The sequence below is a fragment of the Sneathiella sp. HT1-7 genome (assembly GCF_020731145.1).
GTDB lineage: Bacteria > Pseudomonadota > Alphaproteobacteria > Sneathiellales > Sneathiellaceae > Sneathiella.
In genome coordinates this window covers 739,363-754,956 of sequence record NZ_JAJFZN010000001.1, presented here as the reverse complement: position 1 = coordinate 754,956, position 15,594 = coordinate 739,363, and the positions used below count along the sequence as shown (strand labels likewise).

Below are 15,594 nucleotides of genomic sequence, written 5' to 3'. Positions count from 1 at the left end.
ACGTGGAACGTATTAAGGAAGCCATTGCCAAGGCCAAAGAAAAGCAGGTGGGCGGTCTTTCGGAGCGTACAGGCGCCACGAAGAGGGCGACACGCAACGCGGAGATTGTCGAAGGCCCGATCGTTTACAACCAGACACGTGTTGTCGATCTCAATATGGCACATCTGGAAGAAAACAGAATCATTACCTTGGACAGCGAAGATCCCAACTCAATCAGCTTTGATATTTTGAGGACGCAGGTTCTGGCGAAGATGGAGGCGAATAACTGGCGGACGCTCGCCATAACGTCGCCAACGCAGGCATGCGGTAAAACGGTTGTCTCGATCAATCTGGCTCTCAGTATTGCCAAGCAAACGGACTATACTGCACTTCTTGTCGATTTTGATTTGCGCCGGCCGCAAGTGGCTGCCTATCTGGGGTTGCCAAAAGAGAATAGCTTTGCCGATTATCTCGATGGCAAGATCGAGTTTAATGATGCCTTGGTGAACCCGGGCATTCCCCGGTTTGTGGTTCTGCCAAACCGCCGGCCGGTTAAGAATTCAACTGAAATTCTGACATCACGCAAGGTAAAATCCATGGTGGCGGACCTTCGGGATCGCTATGAGAAGCGTATCTGTATTTTTGATTTGCCGCCGCTTAACGCGACGGACGATGCCATTGCCTTTATTCCGCAGGTTGATTGCGTGTTAATGGTAGTGGCCAGCGGGGAAACTAAGCCCAGCGAAGTCAAGGATTGCCGTCGTCAGCTTCAATCGAGTAACCTCTTGGGCGTCGTTCTGAATAAATCAGAGGAAATCGCTAAAACTTACTATTACTAGAGCTCAGTTATGGCCACGGCAGCGGCAATGTAGCCTGTCGTATTTCTATCGCGATAATTGAGTAAAGGAAGAATAGCGAGAGGATGAATGGAACTGGCCCTACAACGGATTGACCGAACACGACTGTTGTTGCCAGTTCTTCTGTGCTTGGTTTTCCTGATCTATATACCCGACGGCCTGCTGCTGTGGGATGACTGGATGAATGTTGAAGAATTCAGTCACGGCCCCCTGATGTTGGCAGTTGCGCTTTATCTTCTTTGGGCGCGGCGAGACCTTCTCTCTTCACATGACACGCGCGGGAACTGGATTGGGCTTGTTTTCTGCCTGATCTCGATGGCGGTATATGCTCTGGCGGTTAAGGCGGGGATTGAGAATGTCCGCCATCTCAGCCTGTTTCTGACGATTCTCGGGCTTTTCGTTGTGTTTGGCGGCGTAACCTATGGCCGTTATGTGCTGCCGTCACTTATCCTGCTACCCTTTGTGGTGCCACCGCCCGCCTTTCTGAATGCCAACCTGACATATGGATTGCAGCTTCTTTCTACGGATATGAGCGTTGCTCTTTTGCGACTTGCCGGTATCTCCGTCTATCAGGATGGAAATATCATTGATATGGGTACCATCAAACTGGCGGTTGTAGAGGCGTGTGCAGGCTTGCGATATCTTTATCCGATGATTGGGCTGGGTGTCCTTCTGGCAATGCTGTTCGACATACCGCTTTGGAAGCGGGCCCTGTTTGTAGTCATTGCGGGCATTGTTTCCATTGTTATGAACAGCATCCGGATATTCCTGACCGGGGCCTTTGCGGAATGGACAGATACGGCAGTCTCGGACGGGTTTTTCCATCTCTTTGAAGGCTGGGTTTTCTTCCTGTTCTCCTTCGCCGTTATGATGGTAATCTGCTATCTGACGCTCAACAAGCACGAAAAAGCAACGCTTGGCGGCGGTGTCCTGAAGGCATCTGTTCCTGCGGCGGAACAAACGGAAAAATCAGTGCGCGTCGGGCCGATTGTCGGTGCGTTGCTGCTCTGTGCTGCTTTTGCTCCTGCAATCGTCATGATCCGGGGAATAGAGCCGGAAATCCCGGACCGAAAAATGTTTAACAGCTTTCCGCTCAGGATCAATGATATGATCGCCGAGGAAGACGTGCTCCCCAAGGTGGAGCAGACCATCCTCAATATGAGCGATTATTTCCTCGGTCATTACCGTGGGGGCGAAGTGCTGCCGATAACCCTGTTTATAGGGTACTATGATCGGCAATCTGCCGGAAGCACACCGCATTCGCCGCGCGTTTGCATTCCCTCCGGCGGTTGGAAAATAGAGAATCTGTCGGAAATCACGCTGAAAAATGGCGCGAATGAGGTGCCGGTCAACCGGGTGCTTGTTACTCATGGCGAGGACAGGCTGCTGGTATATTACTGGTTCAAGCAGCGTGGTAAGTATATCGCGAATGAATATAAGGCGAAGTTCAATCTGTTGTTGGGCGGGCTTTCCTCTGCCCGGACGGACGGTTCGCTCATCCGGTTATTGATGCCGATAAAGGCAAATATGACGGAGGCACAGGCGGATGCAGAATTAACGGCCTTTTCAAAAGAGTTGTTTAAGGTTCTTCCGGTATATGTACCGGACTAGATGGTTATGTGAACAAAAATTGGTAAGTATAAAGTAATGTCCGATAGTAAATCTGGAATAAAAATCGGGTTATTCGGGGCGGCGCCGGATACGTCGAATATGGGTGTCTCCGCTCTTTTCGCGTCGACCGTCGAAGGAATAACGGAACGGGTGCCCAATGCCCACTTTGCCGTCTTTGATAATAAACTCGGCAAGCGTTCCGAGATCCATCATTTTTCCGATGGTCATAAGTTTGAGGTAGAGCATATCGGTATTCGCGCCGGGCATCGCTACTACCTGCCGGAAAATATTGTCGCAATTTCTGCGCTCTCGCATTTGGGCGTATTGGGCGGGATGATGAATTCCGTCGTTCGGGATATCGACAATTTTGACGTGGTCCTTGATATCTCCGGTGGCGACAGTTTTAGTGACATCTATGGCGAGAAGCGTTTTATGAGCGTTGTTCGCCCAAAGCTGATTTCCCTGAAAAGGCACGTTCCGCTTATACTATTGCCGCAAACCTACGGCCCTTACTATGATCCGAAGTTCAACCGGATTGCCATTAAAGCGGTCAAGGGTGCGGATATGGCTTGGGCGCGCGATCCGAACAGCTATGAGATACTTAAAAATATGCTAGGCGAACAGTTTGATCCTGCGCGTCATAGAAGCGGCGTGGATTTCGCTTTCGCATTAGGGATCCGAAGCGCCGAGGAAATGATTGATCCACCCCTTCGTCAGGTGATTCAGGAAAAACGGCCAGGAAAACCGCTTGTCGGTTTGAATGTAAGCGGCCTTATATATAACGACCCCAATGCAGCCGTGTCCCAATATGGATTTAAGGCGAATTATAACGAGATTATTCATGAGTTTTGCGATTGGCTGCTTGCGGAAACTGATGCGAACCTTGTTCTTATCCCTCATGTCATGAGTGACCGCCAATATATTGAATCCGACTATGCAGCCTGCGAAAAAGTGGCGATGAGGGTTGGGGACAAATTTAAAGACAGGGTATTTGTCTCGCCTGATACGCTCGATCAGAATCAGGTGAAATGGCTGATCTCGAATATGGACTGGTTCTGCGGAACCCGAATGCATTCGACAATCGCGGCGCTTTCACGGGGTGTTCCTACCACCTCCATTGCTTATAGTGACAAGACTAAAGGCGTATTTGAAACATGCGGTCAGGGCGATGAGGTTTTTGATCCTCGAACGTTGAATACCCAGGATGTGATAGAGAGCTTGAAAGGCTCGCTTTTGCGGCGTGGCGACCTCCACGCATCTCTGGAAAATTCACTTCCCGAAGTAAAGCGGCGTGTTGATGAACAGATGTCGATCATTTCCAATTACATTCTGGATATTGTCGCTAGCAAGAACAATTAACTTGAAAGGCCGCGGGAAGTGATACTTAAGGGCCATCTAAGAAGCGGACTGTTTCTCTCATTCGGAGGAGCCGTCGGCGCTTTGAGCACTTTCGCGCGCAATATCATCATCGCGCGGCTGATTAGTGTGGAAGATTTCGGTATCGCAGCGACCTTTGGCATTACCATGGCACTGGTGCAAATGTCCACGGGCCTAGGTGTTGACCGGCTGATTGTTCAGGCGGCTGACGGGAACGAGCCAAAACTCCAGGGAACGGTGCAGGCGTTTAATATTCTGCGCGGGGTTGTGCTGGCCATAATCATGTATGCGGTAGCAAGCCCGATTGCTCATCTTTTTGACCTGCCTGAGCTTATCTGGGCGTTTCAATGGTTGGCCGTATTGCCGTTAATTACAGGTTTTGTGCATATGGACGCCTCGCGCTTCCAGCGTCAAATGAGTTTTGGTCCGTCGGTTCTTGTAGAGAGTGTGCCGCAGATTATTGCGGTTGCGCTGGCCGCTCCGCTCGCCCTGTATTTCAAGGACTACCGGGTGATGTTGTGGATCATCACGGTGCAGGCAGTCTTCACTGTGGTTCTTTCCTTCCTTGTTGCAAAGCGGCGATATTCCGCCAAGCTCAACCGGAAGTATCTTAACAGGATTTTTTCATTCGGCTGGCCGTTAATGCTGAATGGGCTCCTGTTGTTCGGTATTTTTCAGGCGGACCGTGGTATCGTTGGTATTGCCTACAGCATGGAAGATCTCGGCTGGTTCAGCGCGGCCTTCACTCTCACCTTATTTCCCTCGATGGTTTTCGCCAATGCGGCACAGTCGTTTTTCATGCCGATGCTCTCCAAGGTGCAGGATGATCCAGAAAAGCTGCGACTGGGCGCTGTCGCCACCACGCAGGCCTGTCTGTTGATTGGTATCGTCATCAGCGTTGGGCTGGCGCTTGCAGGCCCGGCATTTTTACTTCTATTGTTCGGAAACGACTATGTCGGCGGCGTCGAGATCATTGCCTGGCTTGCCCTGATGCAGGGTATTCGTATGGCAAAAGCGGGTCCGACCATTATTGCCATTTCCTGCGGGAAAACGAAACTTCCCCTCTATGCGAATATCGTGCGGAGTTTTGCGCTGATTTTCGCTCTCGTTGCGGTATGGCAGGGTTGGGGGGTTCTTGGTATTGTCATCGGCGGTATTATCGGGGAAACCTTGGCAGTTATATTCTTCCTGTTCTTGCTCACGCGAAAATTTGGCATTGATTTATCTTTGCTTTACAAATCTATCGTAGTTTCAATTTCACTTGTCGTCTTGGCCATTTTTCTATCGGCCAATTTTGCAACGGGTCTGGACCCGATTTTCGAAATTGGAGGATCGATTTTGCTGACACTGGTCGCGATGGGCCTGTTTATGCTTTCTGCACTGGATCTTGTGAGATGGCTCAAGCAATCCGGTCACACACAGACCGAAGCACAGGTTTAGGAAGATGAGACTGTTTATCAAGATGGATTGGGATACATGAAGGACAGATTTTCAGCCGAAAAGATCAGATGGGCGGAACTTCAACACGACCAGTCCCTCAGCCCGTGGTCAAATCTGATCCTGCGTGCCTATAAGTCTCGCGTTTTACGTCGGATTTGTTTCTTCCTCTGTGACCGCTTTGAAGGTAATTTATTCTATTCCCAGACGCGCCGAAAAATCATGAAACAGTATTACGGTGTTAAGGTTGGGCGTTACAGCTATGGTCCGTGTCTTGATCCGGGTGTTTTCCCTTCCGGTTCGGTGATCGGTGCTTATTGCTCTTTCGGGAGTGAGTTGATGGTTTTCCGGCGCAATCATCCGGCAGAAACCCTTACACAGCATCCGTTCTTTTATAATCGCCATCTCAATATTGTGGATCAGGACACGATCCCGCTCGATCAGGACAACCCTCTCACCATTGGGAATGACGTTTGGATTGGTAGTCGCACGACTATTCTGCCGGGCTGTAAGCGGATCGGCGATGGGGCGATTATCGGTGCCAATTCAGTGGTAACGAAAGACGTTGATGATTTTTCAATTGTTGCCGGTAATCCGGCGAAGGAGTTCCGCCGCCGTTTTACGCCCGAGGTGGCCGAGCTGGTAAAAAAATCTGAATGGTGGAACCTCAGCCTTCCCGACCTTATGAAGGCCAATGATCTCCTCTTCGATCCTGTGACGGAGCAGGGGATATCTCAGTTTATCCAGAATATGGATGGCGTGGATAAGAATGCGGCACCGGAAGTGGTGTTGCAAAAGGCGGAAAGCGGAAACGCAGGGGTTTGAGTAGTGAGTAAGAGTATCTGTAACATTACTGACGTTACCAGCCGTCAACTCTGCACGGGTTGCGGCGTTTGCGCCTTTGTGGAGCCGGAAAGGTTCCAGATGGGCGATGCGCTGGAACTTGGACGTCGGCCTTTCGTGCGCGAAGATGCGGCGCCTGAAACGGGAAAGGCGCTTCAATCCTGCCCCGGAGCCAATCTGACACATGACTTCAATAAGAATGCGTCGGGCATTGAGAAGGAACTCTTGGATGGATGGGGTCCGGTCCTTGATGTTTGGGAAGGTTTTTCTGCGGATGACGGGATTCGAAAAGGCGGCTCCAGTGGTGGGGCGGCAACGACCCTCGCCGTTTTCGGGATTGAGCAAAAAGGATTTTCTGGCGCGCTGCATACGAAGGCAAGGTCGGATGTCCCTTACCTGAACGAGACAACCTTGAGCCACAGTCGAACTGAGTTAGCGGCCTCTACCGGATCACGCTATGCCCCGGCGAGTCCATGCGACGGACTGGACCTTGTAGTAAAGGAAGAGGCGCCATCTGTATTCATCGGCAAACCTTGTGATGTTGCTGCTGTTCAGAAAGCCCGCAAACTGGACCTTGAGCTTGATAAAAAAATCGGCATAACAATCGCTTTTTTCTGCGCCGGAACGCCATCGACCAAAGGAACGTTGGAACTGTTGAAGAGAGAAGGCATCCCAGATCCGACAAAGGTCAAAAGCCTGCGTTTTCGCGGCAATGGCTGGCCTGGCATGTGGAAAGTCGTTTATGAAGATGACGCAGGCGCTGAAAAAACTGTCGAGATGACATACGCAGAATCCTGGGGGTTCTTGCAGAAATACCGGCAATGGCGATGTTACATCTGTCCCGATCATACGGGTGAGTTTGCGGATATTGCCGTGGGCGACCCATGGTACCGACCGATCGAGGAGGGGGAGCCCGGTAAATCCCTGATCGTTGCGCGAACTGAAAAAGGACGGCAATATATTCTAGATGCGGCAGCGGCGGGTTATATCACGCTCGAAAACCACGATCTGTCGCTTTTTCCGCGATCTCAGCCGAATTTGCTTGGGTCAAGAGGAAGTGTTTGGGCAAGATTGCTTATGTTACGTCTTTTCGGCGCCGCGGTTCCCAAATATATTGGGTTCAAGATGGCACGCTTCTGGTGGAGTGATTTAAGCCTGAACGAAAAGAGACAATCGATTACTGGGACAGTCCTCAGGATATTCAGAAAACGCCTGAACAAGCGGATTGATGTGGAAAGCTGGACTCCTCCAGCAAAGGATAAGGGATAATGGTCGGTGTAACCGCCTTTGTTGCAGTCGCTCTGGGCCTGCTTGCACTTTCGGTGCGACCGGGCGCGGCGATTGGCGTTCTTATCATTTCCATGATGATATGGCCGGAATATCTCCGTGTGCCAATTGGTCCGGCGGATATGTCTGCCCCTCGGTTGATTGCCCTCGCGCTGCTGGTCCGGTTCATTATTCAGGGCCGAAACGCAAAAATAAATGTCTGCTCGGTCGATTATTTGGTCTTTTTCCTCTGGGCATGGACGGTTCTTGCAACAATGATGGCCGGGGCGGAATCTGACAAAACGATCGAGATGATTGGCTACGGATTTGATACCGTCCTGATGTATTTTGTCGCCCGGCTCGGCATTCGCTCTATTCAGGATGCGGGCGGCCTTGCGCTGCCGCTCTTTGGGATCGCCGCCTTCATGTGCGTAATGGGCTGGCAGGAATCCTATACGACTACATCACCCTACGTTGGTCTGGATTCTTACCGGACCTGGGTCTGGATTGCGAAAGAGCCGGAATTCCGTCTTGGTATGATGCGTGCGAAGGTAAGTACCTCCGTTCATATTTATTATGGCATGGCGATGATGCTAATCGCCGGGATCGCTTGGGCAATACGCGCCAATCCGCGGGTTCGAAAAATGAGCACCTTTACCGCCCTTTTTGCGGCGGTTGGTGGGTTGGCCTCCATGTCTAGCGGCCCTTGGCTTGCCATTGTCACGCTGATATTCTGCAATTTGTATATTCTCCGCCCGAGCCTGATTAAGCCGACACTCTATGTGATGCTGGCTTTTGCCATATTTTTGGAGCTTGCGTCGAACCGGCATTTTTACAATCTCATCGACTATCTTGCGCTTAACTCCACAACGGCGTGGTACCGTACTCGCCTGCTGGAGGTCGCGGTGGAACAGTGGCGCGACTATTGGATTTTTGGTTCCAGCGGGATAGACATTAATTACTGGGGTGGCCTGCTCGACGGGCGGCGTCATATCGACTTGGTCAATCATTTCGTGATTGTGGCGGTCAATGGCGGTATTCCGGCCTTCCTGATGTATGTGTTCTCGCATGTCAATGCGGTGCGCTATGGCGCGAAAACCAGAAAGACGTCGAAGGACCCGTATCGCCGGAAACTGATTTTCTTCCTGATTTCCGCCCTCATCGCGCTGGATGTGTCCAGTATGTCGGTCGGCCTGTTCGAACAGCCATTGATCCTGACAAATATTCTGCTAGGCATGCTGGTTAGTGCCGGTGTTGCCTGGAATGAGGTTCCGGCGCGGACCGGCCGGCCGGCGGCTGCGCCACCTGAAATGCCGCAAGGGACCATCCAAACTGCGCAACAATCTTCCGATATGCCTAAGCCGTTATAACTGAATGAAAATCAGACCCATAACTGGCGCGCTTTTTAATAAAAATTAACTCGAGATGATTTAAGTTTGCTTTGAAGGGGATTTAGATCGCAATGGAAGAACTCGAGCTAAGCATCGTTATACCGCATTATAATGATCCGGCTGGCCTGGCAGAATGTCTGGCGACGCTGGAAGCGCAGACCTATGACAAGAGCAGGTTCGAGGTTATTGTGTGTGATAACAACTCGAAAGAAGCGGTCGTAGGGCTGGACGCCTATAACCTGACTGTCTCCCTCGTGGTTGAAACAGCTCGCGGTGCTGGACCCGCCCGAAATGCTGGCGCGGCGATTGCCAAGGGAAAATTCCTAGCCTTTACTGATTGTGATTGCCTGCTGGATCCGGACTTTGTGAAAAATGGCCTCAACCATATGCGGGACGAAGGCGAACGCAGCGTCATGGCCGGAGAAATCATCATCTATCCGGAGCATGACCGGCCCAATAGTGTTGAGGCGTTCGAGATTACCTACTCCATGGATCAGGAAGGCTATACCAAGAAGGGCGATGCCGCGACCGGCAATATGTGGACGAGTCGTGCGCTATTCGAGGAAGTCGGTACTTTTCATGCCGATGTTGCCGAGGATACGGACTGGTGCCAACGCGCCTACGCCATTGGCGCGAAGTTTCATTTCGGCGGGGATTGTATTGCCAAACATCCCGCCCGTGCCACGCTTGATGAGTTGCGGGCGAAATGGAAACGACAATCGGCGATGACGTTTAACATGTGGAAGAAAGAACCGGGCTTCGCGCTTAAATGGCCGGCCCTTTGCGTGGCGACGGCTGTTTCCGCCGTTCCGCACAGCATCCGGGCGCTGAAGGACAGGAAGCTTCCATATTTTGCAGACAAGCTGAAATCGATTTTGATATTGTTCTGGTGTCGGTTTTTTCGCGCGAAGATTATGGTGGGGTTTTATTTCAGTGGACTTGATCACATAGACCCCAATAAATATTGGACCAACACGTAAATTTACTCAGCGAAATGCTGAATTTAGGATTATAGCCATGTGCGGTTTAGCCGGATTTTTGAATTTCCCGAACCATGTTGAACATGCGAACGCCGCGTCTGTGATCCAGCAGCATCGCGGACCGGATTCGCAGGACGTCTGGTCGGAGGGGAATATCTCGCTCGCCCATCAGCGCTTGTCGATCATTGATGTCGACGCGCGATCGGATCAGCCGATGCAGAAACATCAGTATGTCATGGTCTATAATGGCGAGATCTATAACTATAAAGAGATCAAAAAGACACTTGAGACGGAACATGGGGTCGAATTCAAAACCGGGTCAGATACTGAGGTGGTGTTGGAACTGTTCCGCCTGAAGGGACCGAAATGTCTTGAAGATTTCATCGGCATGTTTGCTTTTGCGATTTATGACCGCGAGAAGAAGGAGCTTTTTCTCGCCCGTGATCATTTTGGTATCAAGCCAATGTTTTTCTTTAAGAAGGGTAAGAATTTCTGCTTCTCGTCCGAACTTAAAACCATTGCAAAAATCATTGACGAGTCGTTTCAGGTAAACTTTGCGGCCCTTGCCTCTAGTATGCAGCTCCTTTGGTTGCCGGATCACTTCTGTATTTTCGAAGGTGTTCACAAGGTGCAGCCGGGGCAATATCTGGTTGTCGATACAGACGGGAATATCAAGGAAAGCACTTATTGGGAGCTGCCTGACTATCACGCGGGTCCGATTGATGAGCGGGACGCGGTGGAGGAACTAACAAAAAGCTTCGAAAGTTCCATCGACCGGCATCTGGTGTCCGATGTTGAAGTCGGAAGCTTCTTGAGTGGCGGGCTCGATTCGTCATTGGTCAGTACAATCGCGCGGCGCAAACTCGGGAAACTCAAAACCTTCACAATTGGCATGTCGGAAGCGGACAAACGTGTCGAGCAAATGGCCGATGACCAGAAATATGCGGAAATGCTCGCCGAGAAAGAAGGGTTCGATCACGAGTCGATTGTCGTCAACCCCGATCTAATGTCATTGCTGCCGAAAGTCATTTACAGCCTGGATGAACCGATAGGCGACCCCGCCGCACTCAATACCAAGCTGATCTGTAAATCAGCGAAAGATATGGGGATTAAGGTGTTACTCTCCGGCATGGGCGCGGATGAGATGCATTTTGGATATCGCCGGCAAAAAGCCTGGCTGATGGCGGAGAAATACCGGAAATTGCCCGAAATTGTGCGCGGACCTGTCCGCGCCGTGACCAATGCATTACCGGTTCAGATTGGTGGTCGGGGCTTTCGTTTGGGGCGCTGGGCGAAGAAATTCCTCTCCTTCGCGGAGCTTCCCTCTAATGAGGCCTACCTCAGAAGCTACGCGCAGTATGACCAGCAATCTCTGTCGCAACTGATGCCCGATGTCGCGGAAAGTGAGCTTGGCGCCCTTGCCGAATATCATGACAGCGTCATGGAATCTGCCTATCAGGATGACCCCTATAACAAGCTCTGCCAAACAGATATCAAGCTCTTCATGTGCGGACTAAACCTCACCTATACGGATCGGTCCTCCATGTCTGAGTCGGTTGAAGTGCGGGTGCCCTTTATTGACCGTGAGTTTGTCGCCAGTAGCATGAACCTGCCTGGGCATATGAAATACAAGAACGGCACATCGAAATACCTGTTGAAAAAGGTCGCCGAAAAATATCTGCCGCAGGAAATTATCTACCGGCCCAAATCAAACTTCGCTGTCCCGATCCGAAGTTGGATCTCCGGTGAGTTGTCTGAATTGTTACAGGACACCCTAAGCCCGGCACGGCTGAAGTCCCGTGGCTGGTTCGACGCCGACTATGTGCAGCAGTTGATCAAGGACCATAAGTCAGGTCGCCTTGATAATTCTGCCCGTATATATCAGCTCCTCACGGCGGAGCTTTGGGCCGAGCAGATGATGGACGCTTAGTTTCGGGCCTTATGGACTAGGGATGGCGCGGGGACCAATGGCGCGCGCCTCTTTCCAGTGGCTGAAATCATAGGCCTTAAACCGGGCCACGGGCAACAGTTTGTAAATATTATCGCCCTGTCCGCGCGCGACGTTCGCTTGCTTCTCTGAAAAGAAACCCCAGATTTCATCCGTAATTCCCTCGTCGATATCGCCGCCGGGCTCCAGGGTCCAGCCATATTTCGACGATTGCAACCAGCTCAGCCCGGAATAGATATTATGGGAGAAAACCCAATCCTCCGGCGCCGGTGAGACGATCAAGCCATCAATAATGTTATTTTTGAAGACGGTAGAGGGTTCATGGCCGGGAATCTGGATAGATTTGCCGGGCTCCACTTCCGCCAGTATCATATTATGTAGAAAATGCATCGATCCGAACTGGCTGCCCCAGCTGCGAACGCGCCCCAGGAAAATATTGCTCAGAAGCCACATGCTGTTGGCTTCCTCGATATTCCCTGTACCGTGATAGGTGAAGGCAAAGGGCACATTATCGAACATATTTTCGGCAACAAGGATCGCCTTGTTCTTCAGGTAAACGGACATGCCGTTGCCATGGACACCGAGAATGTCCGAAAGAGTATTGCCGGTTACCTGAATGTTTTCTGTCTCGATCAGGCGAATTCCCGTCCGGCCTATCTTGTGAATCACATTGTCGCGAATGATGATGTCTTTTGAAAAACCGAACCGGATGCCCGAGCTTTTCTGACTGTTGGTGACCGTATTGTTGCTGACAACCACATCCTGTGCCTTGTGAAGCTGGATCGCGCCAATTCCCTCAACAGAGCGGAGATGGTCGATATAGTTGTCGCGAATGACAACATTGCGGACCGGATGATCCGAATTGATAATTGCAGTTCCGCTGGCCCAGCCGTCATGATCGCCGAAATAGTGGCGGATGTGAAACCCTTCTATCACGAGATTGCTGCTCCCGTTGATATTAAAGCCGGCGGCTAATTCGTTGATATAGAGGCGGCTGTTCTCCATCGTCTCCGGGTTTTCCGGCCAGATCACGATCCGGCGCGCTTCATTATCGATAAAATACTCCCCCGGTTGGTCGACGTCAGATGGGCGATTGAACAGGGCATAGTATGATTCGCGATCGGTGTAAGGATCATTGCCGGGTGGATTGAACTTTATCGTGTTTGATGCCGTATCAATTCCGGTAACTTCCGTCAGCAAGACAAGATTGGGTTTCATCCAGACCGCAATCCGCGCGTTCTGCCAATTCTTTTCGTCCGTGTTATCGAGACCGTTATCGAGGGTGAGATAGTCCGCGCCCATGACAGAGCGATTAACATCCCCGCCGACTACATTGTAATGCTCATAATCGTCAAACCAGAATGGGTCCGGCTGATTAGGTTCACGCGCAATCCATACTCGCCGGTCAGAGAGGAACATGGGTGTGAAGGGATTGACATCTTCTTCCAAGCTGGATTTGAACAGTTTTTCCCAATTGGGGTTGTTGTGGCAGTCGCTGGCGGAGGCGCAGGGTGTGAAGGTCGCTTTCAACTCCTTGGCGCCGCTTAAGATTGCGCGACCCTCTCCCCATCCGTTACCCTTATAGGTGATGGGTTGAGAGTCTGAACCGCCGGCCGGAATTGCGATGCTTCCCAGATACTCAACGCCGCCTTTGAAATTGACGACGTCGCCGGGGCGTAGTTTATAACTACCCGCATTCGAAGCCGCGTTCGCATCACCGGGTGCATGCTGCCATGGCGCTGACTTCGTAATACCACTGTTACTGTCCTTGCCTTTTTCGAAATCGACGAACAGATCCTGTGCAATGGCGGGGGTCGTCCAAACGCAAGCCATTGCCATGAATGAAAATATCAGATGTCGAGAAGTCACGTCCCTGTCGCCCTTTTAGTTATTTTGATTGATATTACTATAGTGCAGGGAATGCACAATTTCTTATAAATCTGGTTGGTTAAAAAGGCGGCGGATCTAGTCGGTCACATCCGTCCAAATATCCCGTCGGTCCCATACACTCTTCCAGACTTTAACCGATTCCTTTGAACTTTGGCGCCCGATCTTGGCAAGGATGAGATGCGCGAGATAACGCGATAGTGGCCAAAGTTTCATCAGCCACATGGCCAGTCCCCGCGTTGCTGCGGGAAAGTGCTTATATATAAGCGTCATTTTTGCCTTTATCAGCCGCACAAGCTTGTCTGATTGGACCGTTTCCGATGCGCCGCCGTGGTGAATGATTGTGGCTTCTGATGTGACCATGGGTTTCGCTCCGGCTTTTGCCGCGCGTGCACAGAGGTCCGCTTCTTCTGCATACATAAAAAAGGCTTTATCGAACCCGCCTAGGCTGTTCCAGAAGTCCCGCCGGATAAGAAAAAAGCAACCGGTGACCACGTCAACCTGCCGGATCCCTTCCCGGTCCCAGCTGCCCATGCCTTCCGGATTAAAAAAACTGGAATTACGAAACATCGAAGAAAAGCCAAGTGCCTGGCTTGTCAGGCTCCAAAGGCTCATGTTGGTCCAGCAGGATGTCGGGTTGAGCGTTCTGTCTGCGAACAGGGTGCGCCCGCCCCAGATGCCCGCATCGGGATAGGTTTCCGCGAAGGCCATTAATTTGTCGATCGCGCCATCAAGTACTTCCGTATCCGGGTTGAGCAGCAATAGAAACTCGCCCGTCGCATCCTTTGCGGCGAGGTTGTTAGCGGCAGCAAAACCAAGATTCTCATCCAGGCACATAACTTTCGCTTTGTCCGCATATTGTTCTGTGAGTGCCTCGGCCGACCCATCCGTTGACGCATTGTCGATGACAATAATCTCGAAAGGTGTTTCCCGGGTTTCCGCAAAAGTCGTTTCAAGGGCTTTTAGCGTCATCTCGCGCGTATTGTAACTGATGACGATAATGGAAACGGCGGGCGTTTTTGCCAGCTCTGCATTTTGCTGCGATGAAAGGCTCATAAACTCCAGATCCTAGACTTATAAAGTACATATTATAACGGAATTTCGGGATGGCCTTCCGCTAATCGCCTTTGGGCAGGGAAAACTATCGCCGAATTTAATTAAAATCCTGTTGCAAAAAATGATTTTCGCTTTGTTAAAAACAATTACAGCAATGCAGTTTTAAACAAATTAACTAAATATCGAGATTCTGTTACCTATATTGAAGCTTAATGTCAGAGAACGTGACGAACTTATCAGGATTCGAGAATGCTTGCAGTAATTACGCTTGGTCTGGTGGTACTTGCCGCTTTGGGAATCTGGATTGTACTTCCCTATTTATACAGGCGCGCCAATGTCAGAAACCTGGAAGCGCGATGCAGGGCCTCCAATACAGTAGTGCTGACCTATGATGATGGACCGAGCGCCCATTTCACGCCAGAGCTTCTTGGTCTGCTGGCCGAATATAATGCGCCCGCTACTTTCTTCGTCCTTGGCGTGCAGGCAGATAGTAATTCGGAGGTGATACCGAAAATTGCCGCGAACGGGCATGAAATCGGCAGCCATTCTTACGCACATCTGAATGCATGGAAAGATCTTCCCTGGAAAGTCGCAAATGACATAGAGGCAGGCGTAGATTGCCTAAACCGGAACGATGTCAATATTACCTACTTCCGCCCGCCGAATGGGAAAATCACACTTGCGACACTCCTTCAGACTTTGCTGAAGGGTCGCCGGATGGCTTGGTGGACGATTGATTCAACCGATACCTGCCCGGAAACAATTCCGCCTGAAAAGCTGGTCGAAACTGTAAAGAATGCCGGTGGCGGCGTTGTCCTTCTGCATGATTTCGAACGCAAGAATAACGAAGACCGAAATAAATTCGTACTGGAGGCGACGAGGCAGCTGCTTGAAATGGCGAAGGCGGAGAATTTTTCCGTCCGGACATTTGGCCAGCTTCAACAGAACGCCTGACATAGATT

At 50.9% G+C, this 15,594-nt stretch carries 12 protein-coding genes; 10 read left to right on the top strand and 2 right to left on the bottom strand.

Going from position 1 to position 15,594, the window contains the following annotated elements; genetic code table 11:
* Positions 1-2: 2 nt before the first annotated feature.
* From LKE13_RS03630 to asnB, 9 genes are all read left to right on the top strand, one after another.
* Positions 3-818 (top strand): CpsD/CapB family tyrosine-protein kinase, encoded by an 816-nt coding sequence (locus tag LKE13_RS03630; RefSeq protein WP_227948332.1) that lies wholly within the window; start codon positions 3-5, stop codon positions 816-818.
* A gap of 87 nt (positions 819-905) precedes the next feature.
* On the top strand, positions 906-2,447 hold the full coding sequence (gene xrtD, locus LKE13_RS03625) for a VPLPA-CTERM-specific exosortase XrtD (RefSeq protein WP_227948331.1): 1,542 nt from the start codon (positions 906-908) through the stop codon (positions 2,445-2,447).
* Between the two features lie 36 nt (positions 2,448-2,483).
* The gene (locus tag LKE13_RS03620) at positions 2,484-3,806 is read left to right on the top strand and encodes a polysaccharide pyruvyl transferase family protein (RefSeq protein WP_227948330.1); all 1,323 of its coding nucleotides are present in this window, start codon (positions 2,484-2,486) and stop codon (positions 3,804-3,806) included.
* Positions 3,807-3,824: 18 nt separating this feature from the next.
* Entirely contained in the window at positions 3,825-5,264 is a 1,440-nt protein-coding gene (locus LKE13_RS03615; RefSeq protein ID WP_227948329.1) for an oligosaccharide flippase family protein, read from the top strand.
* 36 nt (positions 5,265-5,300) lie between these two features.
* Positions 5,301-6,086, top strand: a complete 786-nt coding sequence (locus LKE13_RS18855; protein WP_227948328.1) for a CatB-related O-acetyltransferase — start codon at positions 5,301-5,303, stop codon at positions 6,084-6,086.
* A gap of 3 nt (positions 6,087-6,089) precedes the next feature.
* Entirely contained in the window at positions 6,090-7,373 is a 1,284-nt protein-coding gene (locus tag LKE13_RS03605; protein WP_227948327.1) for a Coenzyme F420 hydrogenase/dehydrogenase, beta subunit C-terminal domain, read from the top strand.
* Positions 7,373-8,740 (top strand): hypothetical protein, encoded by a 1,368-nt coding sequence (locus LKE13_RS03600; protein WP_227948326.1) that lies wholly within the window; start codon positions 7,373-7,375, stop codon positions 8,738-8,740. Before LKE13_RS03605 ends, LKE13_RS03600 begins: the two co-directional genes overlap by 1 nt.
* 92 nt (positions 8,741-8,832) lie before the next feature.
* Entirely contained in the window at positions 8,833-9,741 is a 909-nt protein-coding gene (locus LKE13_RS03595) for a glycosyltransferase (protein WP_227948325.1), read from the top strand.
* A 37-nt stretch (positions 9,742-9,778) separates the two neighbouring features.
* On the top strand, positions 9,779-11,671 hold the full coding sequence (asnB, locus tag LKE13_RS03590) for an asparagine synthase (glutamine-hydrolyzing) (RefSeq protein WP_227948324.1): 1,893 nt from the start codon (positions 9,779-9,781) through the stop codon (positions 11,669-11,671).
* Between the two features lie 9 nt (positions 11,672-11,680).
* On the opposite strand, the gene LKE13_RS18735 is transcribed toward asnB, so the two are convergent.
* Together LKE13_RS18735 and LKE13_RS03580 are read right to left on the bottom strand one after the other, a co-directional pair.
* The gene (locus LKE13_RS18735) at positions 11,681-13,558 is read right to left on the bottom strand and encodes a right-handed parallel beta-helix repeat-containing protein (RefSeq protein ID WP_227948323.1); all 1,878 of its coding nucleotides are present in this window, start codon (positions 13,556-13,558) and stop codon (positions 11,681-11,683) included.
* A gap of 96 nt (positions 13,559-13,654) precedes the next feature.
* Positions 13,655-14,632 carry a glycosyltransferase family 2 protein gene (locus LKE13_RS03580; protein ID WP_227948322.1) on the bottom strand — a complete coding sequence of 326 codons (978 nt, stop codon included), beginning with the start codon at positions 14,630-14,632 and terminating at the stop codon, positions 13,655-13,657.
* A gap of 249 nt (positions 14,633-14,881) precedes the next feature.
* Here LKE13_RS03580 and LKE13_RS03575 point away from each other — a divergent pair, with 249 nt between their 5' ends.
* On the top strand, positions 14,882-15,586 hold the full coding sequence (locus LKE13_RS03575; protein ID WP_227948321.1) for a polysaccharide deacetylase family protein: 705 nt from the start codon (positions 14,882-14,884) through the stop codon (positions 15,584-15,586).
* Positions 15,587-15,594 lie beyond the last annotated feature (8 nt).

Coding starts and splice junctions, on each gene's coding strand:
- xrtD (WP_227948331.1), top strand. CDS start 906: ATGGAACTGGCCCTACAACGGATTGACCGAACACGACTGTTGTTGCCA.
- LKE13_RS03620 (WP_227948330.1), top strand. CDS start 2,484: ATGTCCGATAGTAAATCTGGAATAAAAATCGGGTTATTCGGGGCGGCG.
- LKE13_RS18855 (WP_227948328.1), top strand. CDS start 5,301: ATGAAGGACAGATTTTCAGCCGAAAAGATCAGATGGGCGGAACTTCAA.
- LKE13_RS03600 (WP_227948326.1), top strand. CDS start 7,373: ATGGTCGGTGTAACCGCCTTTGTTGCAGTCGCTCTGGGCCTGCTTGCA.
- LKE13_RS03595 (WP_227948325.1), top strand. CDS start 8,833: ATGGAAGAACTCGAGCTAAGCATCGTTATACCGCATTATAATGATCCG.
- asnB (WP_227948324.1), top strand. CDS start 9,779: ATGTGCGGTTTAGCCGGATTTTTGAATTTCCCGAACCATGTTGAACAT.
- LKE13_RS03580 (WP_227948322.1), bottom strand. CDS start 14,632: ATGAGCCTTTCATCGCAGCAAAATGCAGAGCTGGCAAAAACGCCCGCC.
- LKE13_RS03575 (WP_227948321.1), top strand. CDS start 14,882: ATGCTTGCAGTAATTACGCTTGGTCTGGTGGTACTTGCCGCTTTGGGA.